The organism is Kribbella sp. NPDC051587 (assembly GCF_044453945.1).
Lineage (GTDB): Bacteria > Actinomycetota > Actinomycetes > Propionibacteriales > Kribbellaceae > Kribbella.
This window is the reverse complement of the sequence record NZ_JBITDE010000006.1, coordinates 14,571-29,578: the sequence shown is the minus strand read 5'-3', so window position 1 is coordinate 29,578 and position 15,008 is coordinate 14,571. Positions and strand designations below refer to the sequence as shown.

At 67.9% G+C, this 15,008-nt stretch carries 16 protein-coding genes; 5 read left to right on the top strand and 11 right to left on the bottom strand.

The window, feature by feature from the left end; translation table 11 throughout:
• Positions 1 to 3: 3 nt before the first annotated feature.
• The 5 genes from ACIA49_RS22005 to ACIA49_RS21985 all read right to left on the bottom strand — a co-directional run bounded on the left by ACIA49_RS22005 (position 4) and on the right by ACIA49_RS21985 (position 5,286).
• Entirely contained in the window at positions 4 to 1,332 is a 1,329-nt protein-coding gene (locus ACIA49_RS22005; RefSeq protein ID WP_396379067.1) for an RNA polymerase sigma factor, read from the bottom strand.
• A 232-nt stretch (positions 1,333 to 1,564) separates the two neighbouring features.
• A complete protein-coding gene (locus ACIA49_RS22000) occupies positions 1,565 to 2,185 on the bottom strand; it encodes an HhH-GPD-type base excision DNA repair protein (RefSeq protein WP_391544599.1) in 621 nt (206 codons plus the stop codon).
• A 1-nt stretch (position 2,186) separates the two neighbouring features.
• Positions 2,187 to 2,615, bottom strand: coding sequence for a universal stress protein (locus tag ACIA49_RS21995; protein WP_396379066.1), 429 nt, complete (start codon positions 2,613 to 2,615; stop codon positions 2,187 to 2,189).
• Positions 2,616 to 3,003: 388 nt separating this feature from the next.
• Positions 3,004 to 4,482, bottom strand: coding sequence for a glutamate--cysteine ligase (locus tag ACIA49_RS21990; RefSeq protein ID WP_396379065.1), 1,479 nt, complete (start codon positions 4,480 to 4,482; stop codon positions 3,004 to 3,006).
• 96 nt (positions 4,483 to 4,578) lie between these two features.
• The gene (locus ACIA49_RS21985; protein WP_396379064.1) at positions 4,579 to 5,286 is read right to left on the bottom strand and encodes an MBL fold metallo-hydrolase; all 708 of its coding nucleotides are present in this window, start codon (positions 5,284 to 5,286) and stop codon (positions 4,579 to 4,581) included.
• A gap of 37 nt (positions 5,287 to 5,323) precedes the next feature.
• Between ACIA49_RS21985 and ACIA49_RS21980 the strand changes: the two genes are divergently transcribed.
• Entirely contained in the window at positions 5,324 to 6,697 is a 1,374-nt protein-coding gene (locus tag ACIA49_RS21980) for a DNA polymerase IV (RefSeq protein WP_396379063.1), read from the top strand.
• The gene (locus ACIA49_RS21975) at positions 6,690 to 7,643 is read left to right on the top strand and encodes a hypothetical protein (RefSeq protein ID WP_396379062.1); all 954 of its coding nucleotides are present in this window, start codon (positions 6,690 to 6,692) and stop codon (positions 7,641 to 7,643) included. Before ACIA49_RS21980 ends, ACIA49_RS21975 begins: the two co-directional genes overlap by 8 nt.
• Here the strand turns inward: ACIA49_RS21975 and ddaH are convergent.
• A complete protein-coding gene (ddaH, locus tag ACIA49_RS21970) occupies positions 7,612 to 8,373 on the bottom strand; it encodes a dimethylargininase (RefSeq protein ID WP_396379061.1) in 762 nt (253 codons plus the stop codon). The two genes, ACIA49_RS21975 and ddaH, sit on opposite strands and share 32 nt — an antisense overlap.
• Positions 8,374 to 8,424: 51 nt before the next feature.
• Between ddaH and ACIA49_RS21965 the strand changes: the two genes are divergently transcribed.
• Together ACIA49_RS21965 and ACIA49_RS21960 are read left to right on the top strand one after the other, a co-directional pair.
• Positions 8,425 to 8,943: a hemerythrin domain-containing protein gene (locus ACIA49_RS21965; RefSeq protein WP_396379060.1), complete on the top strand. Its 519-nt coding sequence runs from the start codon at positions 8,425 to 8,427 to the stop codon at positions 8,941 to 8,943.
• Between the two features lie 37 nt (positions 8,944 to 8,980).
• Positions 8,981 to 9,502 carry a hypothetical protein gene (locus ACIA49_RS21960; RefSeq protein WP_396379059.1) on the top strand — a complete coding sequence of 174 codons (522 nt, stop codon included), beginning with the start codon at positions 8,981 to 8,983 and terminating at the stop codon, positions 9,500 to 9,502.
• Between the two features lie 19 nt (positions 9,503 to 9,521).
• On the opposite strand, the gene ACIA49_RS21955 is transcribed toward ACIA49_RS21960, so the two are convergent.
• The 5 genes from ACIA49_RS21955 to ACIA49_RS21935 are packed head-to-tail and all read right to left on the bottom strand — an operon-like array spanning position 9,522 to position 13,517.
• Complete coding sequence (locus ACIA49_RS21955; RefSeq protein ID WP_396379058.1) at positions 9,522 to 10,253, bottom strand: MBL fold metallo-hydrolase; 732 nt, start codon at positions 10,251 to 10,253, stop codon at positions 9,522 to 9,524.
• On the bottom strand, positions 10,250 to 10,645 hold the full coding sequence (locus ACIA49_RS21950; protein WP_391544590.1) for a YccF domain-containing protein: 396 nt from the start codon (positions 10,643 to 10,645) through the stop codon (positions 10,250 to 10,252). The genes ACIA49_RS21955 and ACIA49_RS21950 overlap by 4 nt, the downstream gene beginning before the upstream one ends.
• A 4-nt stretch (positions 10,646 to 10,649) precedes the next feature.
• Positions 10,650 to 11,519: an alpha/beta fold hydrolase gene (locus tag ACIA49_RS21945; RefSeq protein WP_396379057.1), complete on the bottom strand. Its 870-nt coding sequence runs from the start codon at positions 11,517 to 11,519 to the stop codon at positions 10,650 to 10,652.
• Positions 11,491 to 12,627, bottom strand: a complete 1,137-nt coding sequence (locus ACIA49_RS21940; RefSeq protein WP_396379056.1) for a saccharopine dehydrogenase family protein — start codon at positions 12,625 to 12,627, stop codon at positions 11,491 to 11,493. The genes ACIA49_RS21945 and ACIA49_RS21940 overlap by 29 nt, the downstream gene beginning before the upstream one ends.
• Complete coding sequence (locus tag ACIA49_RS21935) at positions 12,624 to 13,517, bottom strand: SDR family oxidoreductase (RefSeq protein ID WP_391544587.1); 894 nt, start codon at positions 13,515 to 13,517, stop codon at positions 12,624 to 12,626. The genes ACIA49_RS21940 and ACIA49_RS21935 overlap by 4 nt, the downstream gene beginning before the upstream one ends.
• A gap of 80 nt (positions 13,518 to 13,597) precedes the next feature.
• Here ACIA49_RS21935 and ACIA49_RS21930 point away from each other — a divergent pair, with 80 nt between their 5' ends.
• Positions 13,598 to 14,188, top strand: coding sequence for a TetR/AcrR family transcriptional regulator (locus ACIA49_RS21930; protein ID WP_396379055.1), 591 nt, complete (start codon positions 13,598 to 13,600; stop codon positions 14,186 to 14,188).
• Positions 14,189 to 15,008 lie beyond the last annotated feature (820 nt).

Here is a 15,008-nt window from a genome sequence, read left to right as displayed (position 1 = left end):
TGATCAGTCTAGATAGTCGCGCAGAACCTGCGAGCGCGACGGGTGCCGAAGCTTCGACATCGTCTTGGACTCGATCTGACGGATCCGCTCACGGGTGACGCCGTAGACCTTGCCGATCTCGTCCAGCGTCTTCGGCTGGCCGTCGGTCAGACCGAAGCGCATCGAGACCACACCGGCCTCGCGCTCGGACAGCGTGTCGAGCACCGCGTGCAGCTGCTCCTGGAGCAGCGTGAACGAGACGGCCTCGGCCGGCACGATCGCCTCGGAGTCCTCGATCAGGTCGCCGAACTCGGAGTCGCCGTCCTCACCGAGCGGAGTGTGCAGCGAGATCGGCTCGCGGCCGTACTTCTGCACCTCGATGACCTTCTCCGGGGTCATGTCGAGCTCCTTGGCGAGCTCCTCCGGAGTGGGCTCGCGCCCGAGGTCCTGCAGCATCTGGCGCTGGACGCGGGCCAGCTTGTTGATGACCTCGACCATGTGCACCGGGATCCGGATGGTGCGGGCCTGGTCGGCCATCGCCCGGGTGATCGCCTGCCGGATCCACCAGGTGGCGTACGTCGAGAACTTGTAGCCCTTGGTGTAGTCGAACTTCTCGACCGCGCGGATCAGACCGAGGTTGCCCTCCTGGATCAGGTCCAGGAACAGCATGCCGCGGCCCGTGTAGCGCTTGGCCAGCGACACCACCAGGCGCAGGTTGGCCTCGAGCAGGTGGTTCTTGGCGCGGCGGCCGTCCTCGGAGATCCACTCGTACTCGTCGCGGACCTTCTCCTTGAGCTTGTTCGCCTCGTCACCGATTTGCTCCTCGGCGAACAGGCCGGCCTCGATCCGCTTCGCGAGCTCGACCTCCTGCTCGGCGTTCAGCAGCGGGACCTTGCCGATCTGCTTCAGGTAGTCCTTGACCGGGTCCGCGGTGGCCCCGGCGACCATCACCTGCTGCTCGGGCTCGTCGGTCTCGTCGGCCTCGGACACGATGAAGCCCTGGTCCTCGGTGATCTCCTTCTCCAGGCCCTTCACCGCATCGGGCTTGAAGTCGGTGTCGTCGACCTCGTCGAGCGCGCGCGGCTTGCCCGTCTTGGGATCGATCGCCAGTCCGGCCTCGGACACTGCCTTCTTCGCCGGCGCCTTCTTGGCGGCAGCCTTCTTCGCGGCGGGGATACCGTCCTCCAAGGTGTCGGCGGCCTTGACCGCTGTAGTCTTCTTTGCAGCCGCCGCCTTCTTGGCAGCGGGGTCGGTCACTCGGGCGCTGGTCCTCGGAGCCGCACTGCGGGCAGTGGCGGCCACCGCTACCCGGGCCGACTCGGCGGGAACATTCTCGGACGAGCTGGACGACACGAAATACCTCTCGTCTGACGCAGGGTTTGTACGACGTACTGGTGCTGGTGCAACAAGCTTCTGGATACGATTGTCGGGGGTTGCGCGCTGGTCAGGCTGCGACAACACTCCATTGTAATCCGCGCACCAAGCCGCGGCGTTCCGCGACCCCCCGAAACGACGCCCTCAGGCCCCCATCGAGCGGTCTTCCCGCTCCGATGGAGGCCTGATCTGTACGTCGGGTAGTGGCGTGCTAACCGTTCCTCGTCTGCCGCAGTGGACGGGCGACCACCCGCTGCCGGCCGACCTGCTCCTCCTGCTTGAACTGGCGCACCTTCACCAGGGAGGCCACGTCGATCACGTCCGCGACCGACTTGTACGCGCCGTCCTCACCGTAGGGCTCGGAGGCCTCCCGCCAGCCGCGCGGCCGGACCTTCAGCTGCTTGCCGAGCAGCGCGACGAAGATCTTCGCCTTCTGCGCGCCGAACCCCGGTAGCGCCGACAGCCTGGCCAGCAGGTCGTCCCCGGACTTCACGTCGGACCACAGGCCCGAGGCGTTCCCCCCGTACTCCTCGTCGAGGTGCTTGGCCAGGGTCTGGATCCGGGCCGCCATCGCGGTCGGGAACCGGTGCACCGCCGGCGGACCGGCGACGATCTCGACGAACGCGTCGGGATCGTAGTGCGCGACCGTGGTCGGGTCGAACGGGCCGGCCATCCGCTTGGCGATCGCCACCGGTCCGGCGAACGCACGCTCCATCGGGATCTGCTGGTCCAGCAGCATCCCCACCAGCAGGGCGAACGGGTCTCTGCTCAGCATCTCGTCGGCGTCGGGCTGCTGTGCGAGGCACAGCTTCTTGCTGCGTGTCGAAGTCACCTCAGTCCTCCTCCCCTTCAGACAACTCCTGCTCGGCCTTGACGGCCAGCACCGGACACGGAGCGTCCAGCAGTACCCGCTGGGCATTGCTGCCGAGGATGAGCTTGCCGACCGGCGACCGGCGCCGCAGCCCGATCACGATCATCTCCGCGTGCACCTGCTCGGCGACGGCCACCAGGTCCTCCGCCGGATCGAGTCCACGCACCAGCTGCCGCACCTCGTACGGCACCCCGGTCGAGTCGAGCTGCTCCCGAACCTCCGTCAACGCGGCGTCGCTCGCCGCGGCCTCATCACTGTCGAAGCTCCGGCCACCGCGGTGCGAGTTCACCACCACCAGTTTGGCGTCGCGCAGCGTCGCCTCCTCGGCCGCTCGCCTGAGGGCGGCTCGGCCCTCGGCCTTCGGCACATATCCCACGACGATGGTCGTCATCGCCCTGCCTCACCTCCGGGTGTCCTCCGAGTGTCACGGTCGACCCGTTCCGAACGATACTGCTCCGCGCCGTGGTCGGCATCCGCTGCATTCACACCAACTGGTGTCGCGGTCGGCCGATCGTCAGCGGGAGTACTCCACCACCGCCGCGCCGTCTGCGAAGACGGCTGACGCCGGTGCCCGAGTACTACCCGCGGCGGGACGCTCTAACCTTCCGGTTGCCACACCTTTGCAGGGCTGTCACCCAACGCGCCACCCCTGTAGGCCGGGTCGTTATCGAACTCGTCCACCCAGTTGCCCTGGGCAAGATCGCCGGTTCCGCCCGGCTGACCGTGGTTCCGCGCTCCCCCGAGCGTGTTGTCCACCGTTGTCTAGCTCACCAATCAGTTCAGTCCACCGGCCACTCGTGCACCGGCGTGTTCTCGTGCATGTGGTCGCGATAACGGGCCAGCATGCCGCGCAACGCGTCCTTCCGACTGTGCGATCCCTTTGTATACAGTCGATGAAACTCCTCGACCTGCCACGACGCGCCATTGCGGTTGGTCAGGCAGCGCTGTTCGATGATGCCCAGCAGGCGATCCCGGACAGCGGTGTCGACGCCCCAGGCCTCGAGGCCTTGGGAAGCGAGTGGGAGCAGGCGTCTGAGCACCAGCTCGGTGGCGCGCGCCGTACCGACTCCGGGCCAGAACACCTCGGCCTCGATGCCGTTCTTGGCCGCCTCGTGAAAGTTTTCCTCAGCAGCGCTGAAGGACATCTGCGACCAGATCGGCCGTTCGTCGTCGGCGAGTGCGCGGACCAGGCCGAAGTAGAAGGCTCCGTTGGCGATCGTGTCGACCACGGTCGGGCCGGCCGGCAGCACGCGATTCTCCACACGCAGATGCGGTTTCTCCCGGACAACGTCGTACACCGGCCGGTTCCATCGATAAATAGTTCCGTTGTGCAGGCGAAGTTCCGAAAGGGCCGGGGTGTCACCACGATCCAGTACGGCGATCGGATCCTCGTCCGACGTCACCGGCAACAGGGCCGGGTAGTACCGCGAGTTCTCCTCGAACAGGTCGAAGATCGAGGTGATCCATCGTTCACCGAACCACACGCGGGGGCGGACGCCCTGGGTCTTCAGTTCGTGGGTGCGGGTGTCGGCGGCCTGCTCGAACAACGCGATGCGGGTCTCGCGCAACAACTCCTTGCCGAACAGGAACGGTGAGTTGGCACCGATCGCGAGCTGTACGCCGGAGATCGCCTGGGCCGCGTTCCAGTACCGCGGGAACGCCTCCGGGGTGACCTGGAGATGGAACTGGGCCGACGTACAGGCGGCCTCGGGAACGATGCTGTCCGCGGTCACCTGCAACCGTTCGACCCCGTCGATGGAGATCTGCACGTCCTCGCCGCGGGCGGCGAAGATCTGGTCGTTCAGCAACGCGTACCGCGGGTTGGTGCTGAGCGCCTCGCGGTGGATGTGCTCGGTGAGCAGCGTCGGCAGGATGCCGACCACCACCATCGACGACCCGGTCCGCGACGCCTTCTCCTCGGCCGCGTTCAGGCTGTCGCGGATATTGGCTTCCATCGTGTCCAGCCCGATGCCGTCGATCTGCCCGGGCGGCACGTTGATCTCGATGTTGAACTGACCGAGCTCGGTCTGGAAAGCGTCGTCCTCGATCGCGCTCAGCACCTCGGAGTTCTTGAACGCCGGGTCGCACCGCTCGTCGACCAGGTTCAGCTCGATCTCGATCCCGGTCATCGGCCGGTCCGGTGCGAATCTGTCCTCGCGCAGCATCCGCGCGAACGCGTCCAGGTTGCGATGCACCTGGTCGCGGAACGCCGTCCGGTCCGCCCGGGTGAACTCGACCCGGTCGACTTCCTCACCCATGTGCGCCTCCCCTGCCTCGCCTCTCGCCTCAGTGTGCCTGAAGGTGCCCGTTCATGGCGGTTCCACTCGCGTGGTGGACATCAGACCGCCAAAATCTCAAAGCGGCTGCACGATGAAGTGATCGCGCACGATGCGGGCCGGTTCCGGCCCCAGCACGGACGCCAGTTCGGTCAGTACGGCGGGAGCGAGCCGCAGCTCGTGTTCGTCGGGATGTTCGGTCGCTCCCATCTCGTAGTCCTCCCCCGGCCGCGTGGTCAGCTCGATATGCGCCCCGAGCACCCACTCGACCGGATTGCCGTCGGCAACGAACGCCGCCAGCCGCGACACGCTCGCACGAAACGCGTCCCAGTCCTTCACGTACAACCGCCCCGGATACAGCGAGTCCCCGGTCAGCAGCAGGCGGGTCGACCGGTCGTAGACGGCGATGTCCGCGCCCTGATGACCCGGAATCGGGATCACGTCGAGGATCCGGTCGCCAAGGTCGAGCTGCCCGATCCCGTGCGGCCAGTCGGCGATTCCGAAGGACGCCGCGACCTCCGCGGCCGAATGACCGACCACGGCTGCGAACTCGCCGTCGCCACCGACGTGATCCCCGTGCGCGTGTGTATGCGCGACGACCAGCTCCCGGCCGTCCAACAGGCTCTCGACGAGCGGCCGGAGCGGGACGTGACCGGTCCCTGTGTCGAGCAGCAGGGCACGCTCGGAGCCGAGCAGCAGGTACAGGAACGGGGCCTCGAAATTGGTGTGCAGACCCTGCCGGATGATCACTGTGTGGTCGTCGTACCGCTCGATCTGATGATCCATACCGGAAATTGTCGGTGCTACCGGGGAGACTAGGCACGTGCGAGGGGAACCGTCGGTGCTGCATGTCGATCTCGACGCGTTCTTCGCGGCCGTCGAGCAGCGCGACAAACCCTCGCTGCGCGGCAAGCCGGTGGTCGTCGGTGGCATCGGGCTCCGCGGAGTCGTCTCCACCGCGTCGTACGAGGCCCGCAAGTACGGCGTTCGCTCCGCGATGTCGACCGCGGAAGCGCGGTCGCGCTGCCCGCACGCGGCGTACCTGTGGCCGCGCTTCGACCAGTACCGGCAGACCAGTCAGGCGGTGATGGCCGAGATGCGTGCCCTGTCGCCACTGGTCGAGCCGCTGTCGCTCGACGAGGCGTTCATCGATCTGGCCGCGGCCGGGCTCACCGGTCTCACGGACGACGATGTGCGCGCGATCGCCGAAGACCTCAAGGACGCGATCCGTACGGCGAGCGGCGGGCTGACCGCGTCCGTCGGTGCCGGCACGTCGAAGCTGATCGCGAAGATCGCCAGCGATCTGGACAAGCCCGACGGCGTGGTGGTCGTACCGGCTGGGACGGAGGCTGCGTTCCTGGCGCCGATGCAGGTCACGGTGATTCCCGGCGTTGGTCCGGCGACCGCGCAGCGGCTCAGCATGGCGGGTGTGCGGACAGTTGGCGACCTGCAGCAGCTCGACGAGGACGAGATCGTCCGGCAGGTCGGTTCGGCGCACGGCACGAGCCTGTACCGGCTCGCCATCGCGGCCGACGACCGGCCGGTGGTGAGCGACCGCGAGACGAAGTCGGTCAGTGTCGAGGACACCTTCGAGACCGACATCATCGATCGCGCGCTGCTGACCGCGATCGCCGACCGGATGGCGCACCGCGTCGCCGAGCGGCTGCAGAAGGCGCAGCTGTCCGGGCGGACCGTCACGCTCAAGTCGCGGATGCACGACTTCACCACGCACACGCGCTCGTCGACCCTGGCCGGACCGACCGACGATCCGCGGGTGATAGCCCGCGTGACCCGGCGGTTGCTCGACGACACCGATCTGGCCGGCGGGATCCGGTTGCTCGGGGTCGGGGTCTCGTCGCTCGCCGACTGGATCCAGGACGACCTCTTCACCGACAGCGAGGCGGCCGAGGCAGCGGAGACAGCTGAGGTGGTCGACGTGATCGAGATTCCCGACCGCCGGTCCCGCGATCAGGGCGGCTACTACACCGGTCAGGACGTGCATCATCCCGAGCACGGCCTGGGCTGGGTCTGGGGCTCGGGACGCGGTCGCGTCACCGTCCGGTTCGAGACCGCGGAGTCGCCTCCCGGTCCGGTCCGGACCTTCGCGATCGACGATCCGCTGCTGACAAAACCGGCACCCGCCGCGGCGGAGGGAGACGCCGACGCCGAAAATGGACACAATGGGCCAAATGAATGAAGAACGGCGGGGGGTCTACCCGTTCTGCGGCAGCTGTACGGCGTCATCGGTGGCTTGGCGGGTCAACGATCCCGGCGGCGTGCCGTGCGTCGGCAACCGGTTCTACGGTCACAGCGACGTCTGCGAGAACTGCGGCTCGTCGGTGCGCACGCTCTACACGACGTTCCTGTGGATCCCGTTCGCGAAGGCGGGCCGGTTCCGGATCATCCCGACCGGTCGCCGGACGTATGTCGCGCGCAAGGTGATCCTCGGCCGGGTCGCGGCCACACCGGGTGAGCCCGTGTCGGCGATCGCCGATCATCCCGAGCTCGAGCGCGATCCGTCGTACCGGCAGGCCGAGTCCTTCTGGGAAGCCAAGGAGCCGGGCCAGGCGCTGCCGTTCTACCAAGCGGCGCTCGCGCTGCGGGAGAGCGTGCTGCCCGTCGATGATCCGGCGACGCTGCGGGTGCGGCTGCGCGTCGCGCAGGGCATGCTCGCGACCGCCAACTACGGGCGCGCGATCGCGTGGTTCGAGTTGGTGACTCCGCAGCTCAACCGGGTGTTCGGTGCGCACCACGAGCTGACTCGCTCCGCCAACGAGGGCGCGACCGGTGCTCGGCTGATGGTCGGCGGCCCGAGGTCGGAGGCGAGTCTGCTGACCGACATCGTCGCGGTCGACACGAGCGACCTGGCCACGCACGACCCGCAGCTGATCCGGGACCGGGCGGCGCTCGGGCGTGCGTTGCTTGCAGGTGGCGAGATTGCGCCGGCTCTCGAAGCTTTGAGCGCGTCGGTGATTGCTGCGACGGCCGCGCTCGGCGTTGACCACCCGGACACGGCTGTCTATCGAGATGCGCTCGGAGAAGCATGCGCAGTGGGTGCTGCGCGTGGGCGCAAGCGCGATCTGGCGGCTGTCGAGGCCGCGCAGAAACTGCTCACCGTCGAAGGCGCACCGACAGACAGGTAACACAGCCTTCGAGCTTCTCGAACTCACTGATGTCGACGACGACGGGCGTATAGCCGAGCTCCGCGAACAAGGCCGCGGACTTCGGCGCGGAGGCCGCCATCAACAGCCGCTCCTCCCCCAGCAGTACGACGTGCGCTCCGGCCTCCTCGGGTACGGCGCGGAACGCGTCGAAGGCGGTCGCGTCGTCGACGAGTGGTTCGTACCCGATGACCGTGCCGTCGGGCAGCGCGGTAACAGCCGACTTGAGGTGCAACACCTTCTCCACCGGGACCGCGCGAACCTCGGCACCCAGCGGGCTGAGCGCGGTCTGGAGCTGCCGGATCCCTTCGGCATTCGTGCGCCCGCCCAGGCCGACGTACACGGTGCTTCCGACCTTGAGGATGTCGCCGCCGTCGAAGGTGCCGGGTTCGGTGACGTGGGTGATGCGGTAGCCCTGCTCACGGACGGCCTCCTCGGCCGCCGCGGCCTCAGGACGCCGCGAGTCGGCTCCGGACCGCGCGATCACCGCCAGGTCGCCGTACACGACCATCGTGTCCTCGACGAAGACGCCGTCGGGGCAATCGTCGATCGGTGCTACCTCGACTGGCGTCCACCCGTGCTCCTGCAGGGCAGCGACGTACGCCTCCCACTGCCGTACGGCGAGGTCCGGGTCGACCGGTGTGCGTTCGATGTGCGTGACCAGGCCCTCGGCCAGGCGGGGACTCGGGCGGCGGACCAGTGCGGCAGGCATATCGGCAGGGTAACCGGGGTACCGGGCGCCCAACTGATTGTGGAGGTACTGATGCCGAAGATCCTGCCGGCCACCGGCGGAGACGTGGTCGAGGTCATTCTGGCCGATCACCGCTGGTTCGAAGAGGCGCTGCGCGAGCTGCGGGACGTGCAGAGCGACCGCGCCGCCGTCCTCGCCGATCTGGCCACGGTGCTGATCGCGCACGCGGAGGCCGAGGAGTCGAAGGTCTACCCGGCGCTGCGCCGCAAGGACGCCATCGACGCCGACGAGGTCGAGCACTCCGAGCACGAGCACGACGAGGGCAACGAGGCGCTGCTCGACCTGATGGAGGTCGAGGACACCGCGAGCGACGACTTCGGTAAGAAGCTCCACGAGCTCTCCGAAGCGCTCACCCATCACCTCGACGAGGAAGAGCGCGACGTCCTCAACCCGGCCCGCACCGACGTCTCCGAGGAGACCCGCCACACCCTCGGCACCACCTTCGCCGACGAACGCGCCCGCCTGATCAAGTCCGGCTGCGGCGACATCGAAAACGTCCGCAAGCTGGTCCAACAGGCCCACTCCAAATAGCCGCACCGGGGGCCGGCACCGGATCTAGGGTGATCTCATGACCCCGGTTCGTCCCCCGCTCCCCGAGTTCACGTTCCCGGTCTATGGCTTGGGGCCCGGCTTCACTGGGAGCCGCGCGGTCGATGTCTGGAACCGCCTGGGAGACGGGATCACCGGGCCGCTGTGGTACTTGGCTCTCGCGCACACGGACTCCTCGGGCGCCGGCATCACGGTCATCACCGACGGCCGTCTCGATGTCGGCACCTCGCGCTCGGCTTCCGCGTTGGTGGACGTCGCGCGGCTCGTGCTGCTCGGGTATGTCTCATCGCCCGGCAGCACGATGTCGCTGGGACAGCTGGCCGAGCTGGTTGAGATCAGCGGCGAACCGCCTTGGCAGTCTGAAAACTTCTCCGTCGACGGTAGGCAGCAAGCGTTCTCGACCTATCGCGCGGGTGAGTTCGTCGCCGCGTTCGCGGACGCCGGCTCGGTGGTGATCGGCTTTCATGGTCCGCGGGCAGATCAGCTGGTGTCTCATGCTCACCTGCAGCCCGTGAACGAGGTCCTGAACGTCTACAGCTGACCGTTGCCTGAGGCAACGATCAGAGGGGCAGGGTCAGGCCTTCGGTGGCGGCGATGACTTCGCCGTCGAACTCGGCCTGGGCCTCCGCGACGGAGGTCGACCGGTCGGAGCCGGGCCAGAAGTGTGTGAGCAGTAGGCGGCGTGCACCTTGGGCTGCTCGGCCGGCTTCGGTTGCGGTCATGACGTAGCGCGGGGTGGTCTGGGGTGATGGGCCTTGCAGCGTCGCGTCGGCGATGAAGAGGTCGGTGTCTCGCGCCAGCTTGGTGTGGTGGTCGGACGGGCCGCTGTCACCGGTGTAGGCGAGTGAGACGCCCGGTGCGGTGAGGCGGATGCCGAGGTTCGTCACGTAGTGCGGCAGAGTGACTGTCTCGACGGTGAAGGGTCCCAGTCGAGTGGTGGTCGCGAGGTCGTGCACGGCGAGGACTGTCGCCGGGTCTGGGTTCGGCTCCAGTGCCCGCAGTACGTCGATCACTCCCGGCGGACAGTGCAGTGGGATCGGCGGCGCATCTGGTGCTTCGTAGTGCCGGACGCGCGCCAGTGCGCTTACGTCGACGCAGTGGTCCGGGTGCTGGTGGGTGACGACCACCGCGTCGACCTCGGCGTGCGGGCGGTGCGCGAGGAGCTGCGGCAGGGCGGCGTAGCCGAGATCGAGTACGACGCGGAAACCGTCGTACTCGATCAGGAACCCGGCACACGCACGACCCGGCTCGGGCCAGGCTCCGCAGGAACCGAGGACCGTCAGCGACCTCACCGGGCGGTGGCGAACGGGCGGTCGGTGGGGACGATGTCCTTGCCGAGCGGCAGCAGCGAGATCGGGATCAGCTTGAAGTTCGCGATGCCGAGCGGGATGCCGATGATCGAGACGCAGAGAGCGATTCCCGTGACCAGGTGACCGAGGGCCAGCCACCAGCCGGCGACGATGATCCAGATCAGGTTGCCGAGCAGGGCGCCGGCGCCGGCGGTGCGCTTGTCGACGATCGTGCGGCCGAAGGGCCACAACGTGTAGCCCGCGATACGGAACGAGGCGATGCCGAACGGGATCGTCACGATCAGCACGCAGCAGATGATGCCGGCGATCGCGTAGCCGACCGACAGCCAGAAGCCGGCGAGTACCAGCCAGATCAGGTTGAGAAGCGTCCTCATACTCTCAGCGTGCCAGCTCACGGGTGTGTTCGAGGACCAACCGCGCGACAAGTCCGGGATCATTCCGGGGCATCCAGTGGCCGCCCCTGACCACCCGGACCGTGAGGTTCGGGGCCCAGCGCTCGACGTCGGTCTGCAGCGGCGTCGTCACGAACGCGTCGCCGTCCGGAGAAACAGCCAGAACCGGTACGTCGGTCTGCCGTTCTACCGGGTGTAGCAGGCGCGGGAGCACGTTGGCCCGGTAGAGGTTCAGACCGTTCACATAGTCGCCCAGGGAGCGCTCTCCCGTTTCTGAGGGCCGCCCATCGGCCGACTGTTCGAGGCGGCTGAAGATGCGATTCGCCCACCCGCGCCGCCAGCCGTTCTCCGGCAGCCAGGGCAGGTGGAAGTAGAAGATGTACCAGGAATGCAGGAGCTGGCCGAGGGACTCGCGGATCGGCCGGCGTTTGCGGAAGAAGAAGCCCGCGTGATCGAGCGACGGTCCCGAGATCGACACGAACGACGAGATCCGGCCGAGAGAGCGCTCACTCGTGACGAAGTGCCACGACTGGATCGAACCCCAGTCGTGTGCGAGCAGGTGCACCGGCCGATCGGGCGACACCGCATCGACTACCGCGAGGAAGTCGTCCTCCAACCGATCCAGGTGGTATGCCGCCTTCTCCCGCGGCTGGCCGGACTCCCCCGCGCCGCGCACGTCGTACGTGACGACATGGAACTCGTCGGCAAGCTCCGCGGCGACGGGCGCCCACAGGCGGGCGTTGTCGGGATAGCCGTGCACTGCCACGAGCACCGGCAGGTCGGATTCAGGTGCGTAGTCGTAGAGCGCTATCCGCGTTCCGTCGGTGCTAGTAATCGCTTGTGCTGAGGGTGGCAAAGGTCATCCCTGCTTTCACCAGGCGCTCGCGCAGTGCCGGACCCATCGCCGCAGCGGTGGTGGTCTGGCCGGCCGTTTCCGGGAGATCGTCCAGAGAGAGACAGAGAGCGCTCTCCCCGAGCATCTTGGCGGTCTCGTCGTACCCGGGGTCGCCACCGGCGACCTCGGTGATCACCTGCTTGCCGCCGCCGCGGCCGACGAAGCGCACCTTGAACCACGACTTCGCCCGCACCTCCGGGCTCGGCCCGTCACCGGGCTGCAGGCGGCTGAGCAAAGCTCGCCGGGCCGGCGGGATCTGCGCGGCCGTCGCCAGCAACGCGACCCCACCGATGCCTCCGGCAACCATCGGCAGGTGTTTGACGGCCGCGTAGTGCGAGTAACGGAAGTCGGGACCGTAGCGGTCGAGCTGTCGGCCCGAGTACCCGACGATCTGCGGATCGACCGTCGGCAGCGGTACCGCCCAGAAACCCTGCTGCCGGTGGATCCGCCCAGCAACCGCTCTCGCGCGTCTCCCGACCGGCCGTGCCTCGGCCTTCTTCCGGGCGGTGTGCGCATCCAGGTTCTGCTTCGGTCGCGAGAACGCGGTGATCGCCGTGTGGAACGTGCCGCCCGACGGCTTCCCACCGGCACGCAACAGTCCGTCGACGGCGATCGGTACCCGCTCCGGCAACTGCTCGACCGTGTACTGCACGCCGAGGTCATAAGGGATCGAGTCGAACCCACACGCGTGGATGATCCGAGCGCCGGTCTGGAGAGCGCGTGCGTGGTATTTCACGTACATCCGATCGACGAACTCCGGCTCGCCGGTCAGATCCAGATAGTCCGTTCCCGCTTCGGCACACGCGGCCACCAGCGGTTCGCCGTACTGGATGTAGGGACCGACGGTCGTGACGACGAGCCTGGTCGATTCCGCGAGGGCCTGCAACGACGCCGCGTCGGTCACGTCCGCGATCAGTACGTCGCGACCGAACGGCTCGAGCTTGGCGCGGTTCCGCCCGGCCACGGCCCACTTCAGTTCGGCCGGCGCGTTCTTCTCCAGGTACTCCGCGGTGAGTGCTCCCGTGAAGCCACTCGCGCCGAGCAGGACAACGTCGTACCGGCGACTCATCGACCGGTGGCCTTCTCGGTGTCCGCGAGACCGCCGGCGCCCGAAGCGCGTGACGATACCGAGGCGCCGCGCGCCTGGATGTCGGCCAGCGCCGCCCGGTCGGCCTTCGGCACGCTGAACCGCGAGCCGGCCTCGATCACGTGCGGGATCAGCCAGCGGAAGACCTTCAGGACACCGATCCATTCCGGCACGTGCACAGTCCGCTTGCGCCGCTTGATGCCGTCGGTGAACTTCTGTACCGCGAACTCCAGCGGGTACACCTTGCTCGCCAACGGGATCCCGGTCCGCACCTTGCCGAACACCGGGTGGTCGTCGACCCCACGCACCATGTCGGTGTCGACGAACGTCATGTGCGCTACGCCCACCCGTACACCGAGGTGCTTCAGCTCGGGCCGCAGCGTGTCGCCCATCGCCTCAACCCCGGCCTTCGCCACGTTGTACGACGCCAGCCCCGGAATGTGCACGACCGCCGCGAGCGACGACACCAGCAGCAGGTAGCCCTTGCTCTCCAACAGGTACGGCAGGGTCAAGTGCACGGTGCGCCAAACGCCGTACAGGTCGACGTCGAGGACGCGCTCCCAGACCGCCGGGTCCATGCTCCGGGTGAATCCGGGCGCTGCGATGCCCGCGTTCGCCATCACCACGTCGATGCGGCCGTAGCGCGCGTGCACGGATTCGATCGCCGTACGGAGCGACTCGGTGTCTGTGACGTCGGCCTCCCACCAGCCCGCGTCCGGACCGCAGTCCTCGGCGACCTGCTTCAGCTCGTCCGGCTCCAGACCGATCAGTGCGAGCTTGGCACCGTCCTTCGCCAGGCTCCGGGCCACCGCGGCCCCGATCCCGCGGGACGCTCCGGTGATGAGGACAACCTGTCCGGGCAGCGGTCGCATCTGATTCCTCCGGCTCGAGCTGTTGAGTGGATACTCAACAGTAAGTGCTTATTGACCCAATACTCAATAGACTGGCCGCTATGACCCAGACCTCATCCGCCCGGCTGCGCCCCGACGAGCGGCGCGCCCAGATCCTCGAAGCCGCCCGCCGGGTCCTGCTGGCCGACCCGCACCGCGAGCTCACGGTCGAGCTGGTCGCCGCCGAGGCGAAGGTCTCCCCCGCCCTGCTGTTCCACTACTTCGGCTCGAAAAAGAAGTTCCAGTACGCCGTGATCGAGGAGGCCGCCGCCGAGATCCTCCTCCGCACCGCCCCCGACCAATCGCTACCGCCGGCCGAGCAACTCCGCGCCGGCATCCGCGCCTTCGTCCGCGCAGTCCTCGAAGCCCCCCAGCTCTACCGAGCCACCCTGCTCATGTCAGCCGCCGGCGACCCCGAGGTCCGCACGCTCCACAAAGAACTCCGCGGCGTCTTCAGCACCTGGGTGATCGGCGCCGTCCGCGAAAGCGGCCTGGAGATCACCCCGGTCGTCGAGCTCGCCCTCATCGGCTGGCAAGGCTACGTAGAACAAACCCTCCTCACCTGGATCGAGGACCCGACCATCACCCCCGCCAACCTCGAACACCTCTGCGAACGCTCCCTAGAAGCAATCCTCTCCACCACCCACCCCTAACGTCCGAACGCTCGCCACACCTGGTCGGCGTATCTTCGGACGTCGCGTCACGGTGAGCGCTCTTGCCGGCTGCCGCTATTCAGCAGTAGACATCCCCTGGCCCCCAGCCCTTGCTGTCGCCACAGCGCTCGCCAACTTGCGCGGTGGTCACTCGCGGCCCGATGGGGAGCCTTTCCCATCAATGCCGGTGCGGTGCACTCCCCAGCCCGACAAGCACGACCCCGTCGAGTGGCGCCAGTGTGCGTCCGGCATTCGAGTGTGCGGACCGTGTCGCTGCATATCGATTTCCGGCGACACAGTCCGCACACTCGAAACCACACAAGCCCCACTCGCCGACTGGGTTCACCCGCGGAGCGCGCGTTCACCCGCACACTGGGTTCACCCGCGGAGCGCGTTCACCCGCAGGCCGGGTTCACTCGTACACCGGGTTCACGCGCACGCCGGCTTCACCCGCGGAGCGCGTTCACTCGGAGACTGGGCTCACCCGCAGGCCGGGTTCACGCGCTGAGTGGGTTCACTGGCTGGGGTGGGGCGTTCAGTGGGACAGGACTCGGCTAGGTGGTCTGGCGACGGCAACCACGGCGACGAGTGAGCCAGGAGACCTCGCCCGCACCGGCCGCACCAAAGCCCGGGAGCTCAGGCAGCGGAAACCCTGGTCGGCGACCGCACCATCTCCCTCAGCCCAAGACCGCCCGAGCCGCCCGCCTCTGTCAATCGGCCACAGCGGTGATCAGCCACCGTCGACATCTCCGGCCGCATCCGAGGGGGCGCCGGCCGCCGTCCGCGGGGTGTGAACAGGAACGGGGTGGGCGTGCGCAAG